The 854-nt window shown below is 34.8% G+C and carries 2 protein-coding genes and 1 tRNA gene; all 3 read right to left on the bottom strand.

The features are described from left to right. Positions 1-161 precede the first annotated feature (161 nt). Complete coding sequence (comC, locus tag GMD5S_RS0209755) at positions 162-287, bottom strand: competence-stimulating peptide ComC (protein WP_000799678.1); 126 nt, start codon at positions 285-287, stop codon at positions 162-164. Between the two features lie 164 nt (positions 288-451). Continuing rightward, positions 452-525 (bottom strand) — tRNA-Arg (locus GMD5S_RS0209750). Positions 526-568: 43 nt separating this feature from the next. After that, the coding region (locus tag GMD5S_RS0209745) for a 23S rRNA (pseudouridine(1915)-N(3))-methyltransferase RlmH (RefSeq protein WP_016893888.1) at positions 569-854 on the bottom strand (286 nt) is incomplete at its 5' end.

Genomic DNA, 854 nt, shown 5'->3' with positions numbered 1-854 from the left:
TTCTTCAAGTATAAAAACTGAGATGCATGTATAACAGAAAAAAACAATTTGTTCTTTTCTATTTATTTTACAGATCCATTCATAAATTTTGCTAATAATGATAAAATAAAAAATAGCTATCCCTAATCCAAATAAATCCATTACTCTCTACCTTTATTTCATTACTTTCTTCTTGGAAAAATAAGATTACGAATTGTTTCTGAAATTCTCCAATCTCCACCCCGAATCTCCTGCAATTCTGCCTCTGTTACCTCTTTAAATTGTTCCAACTTTACTGTATTTTTCATAATGAAATCTCCTGTATTATTTTTCCTTGTAAGTTAACTTACACACCTATTATACAAAATGAAGACCATGTAAGAAAAAATTCTTCCCAACTGTACATTTTTGCACCTGAAACGCACTTTTTTAAGAAAAAAGCTGGGATTTACCCCAGCTTCGCATCTAAAATTGATCCCAGCAGGATTCGAACCTGCGACCGTTCGCTTAGAAGGCGAATGCTCTATCCAGCTGAGCTATGAGACCTAACATGACCATTCTATCAAAAAACAAGAGCTAAGTCAATCTTCTATTTGTGGTAAGGAGAACCCTGCTGAATTGTAAAAGCACGGTAAATTTGTTCAACTAAAACCAATCTCATTAACTGATGTGGTAATGTCAGACGTCCAAAACTGACAGAAAGATTGGCCCTATTTTTTACAACAGGAGCTAGACCCAAACTCCCTCCAATGATAAAAGTAAGTGTTGAATATCCTTTGATAGAAGCTTGCTCTAGTTGCTTACTAAATTCCTCTGAGGAGAGTGTTTTTCCTTCAATGGCTAGTACAACGACAAAGTCTCTTTCTCCAACCTTA

The sequence above is a fragment of the Streptococcus sp. GMD5S genome, from assembly GCF_000298715.2.
GTDB lineage: Bacteria > Bacillota > Bacilli > Lactobacillales > Streptococcaceae > Streptococcus.
This window is presented reverse-complemented; position numbering and strand designations above follow the sequence as displayed.

Excerpts from the sequence above, each read along its gene's own strand:
- comC (WP_000799678.1), bottom strand. The coding sequence starts at position 287 with ATGAAAAATACAGTAAAGTTGGAACAATTTAAAGAGGTAACAGAGGCA.